Raw genomic sequence first — 1,219 nt, forward strand, 5'->3', positions numbered from 1 at the left:
AAAGTATAGACTTTAACAACTTTTGTAGTAAGATTTAATTATGGCTCAATTAATACTACTTTGAATTCACATCAAAAGCAATAGTTGATAGCTGATATAGCTGATAGCTGACGGCTGTTTGCGCAGCAGTCCGTAGGAAATGCTTATAAAAAAGGAGAACTAACTATGAGATTTATCGACCCTAAAACAGACTTTGCTTTTAAAAAAATATTCGCTTCTGATAAGAATAAAAACATCCTTATTAGCTTTCTGAACGCCATAATTTACGACAACACAAATACTATTAAATCTCTAACAATAATTGACCCTGCTAATCCAGGAAAAATTGAAGTTTCTAAAGATAGCTTTCTGGATGTCAAAGCATTATTAGATAATGGTACAACTGTAATTATAGAAATGCAGGTAATTCACCTCAAAGCTTTTGAGAAACGAGTAGTTTATAACTTAGCAAAAGCTTACGGAAATCAGCTAGGTAAAGGAGAAAAATATCCAACTTTACGACCTTATGTTGCTTTAACAATTACTGATTTTGTGCTATTTGAAGACAAGCCTCAGATGATTAATAAGTTTCGATTTAAAGAAGACACGCTGTTGTTTAATTATCGAGATGAATTGAGTTTAATCTTTTTAGAATTACCTAAATTCCACAAGGAACTCTCAGAATTAGAAACCCTTAGTGACAAGTGGATTTATTTTCTTAAAGATGCTCCTAATTTAGAAGTAATTCCCGATTCTCTAGGGGCAGTGCCAGAAATAGAATCAGCTTTAAATATTGCTAATCGCGCTAGTTTAACTAGAGAAGAATTAGATTTTTTGGAAAGGCAGGAAATGGTTATTGAAGACAATAAGGGAGGGATTACTTTTGCTCAAACCCAGGCATATTCTGAATTAATTCTGGTTCAACTTCGGCAGAAATTTGGAGAGATTCCTAGAGAATTTAAGATTAAAATGGAGGACTTATCTGTGGAACAATTTAAGCTTTTAGCAGCAGAAATTTTAGGTTTCAATACTCTGGAAGATGTGGAGAATTGGTTGAATAGTCAAGCATGAGCTAGATACTAATTTTGCCACGGATATACGGATTTATTGTTGCTGTTATCTATATAAAGATGTAGGGTGCGTTTAAGCAAAGCGTAACGCACCAGCAGAAATTATTGTGATTTCTGACAATGGCAGCAGGATGCTCCCACTGACTTTTCCCATAAAAGGAGACCGAACC

General features: G+C 34.2%; 1 protein-coding gene. It reads left to right on the forward strand.

The genetic code is table 11. The features are described 5' to 3' along the window. The first annotated feature begins 165 nt into the window (after nt 1-165). Complete coding sequence (locus AC3DU7_RS05125; protein WP_488038276.1) at nt 166-1,050, forward strand: Rpn family recombination-promoting nuclease/putative transposase; 885 nt, start codon at nt 166-168, stop codon at nt 1,048-1,050. Nucleotides 1,051-1,219 lie beyond the last annotated feature (169 nt).

It is taken from the genome of Okeania sp. (assembly GCF_983059655.1).

Bases quoted from the DNA above. Each gene is read 5' to 3' on its own strand.
- AC3DU7_RS05125 (WP_488038276.1), top strand. From the start codon at position 166: ATGAGATTTATCGACCCTAAAACAGACTTTGCTTTTAAAAAAATATTC.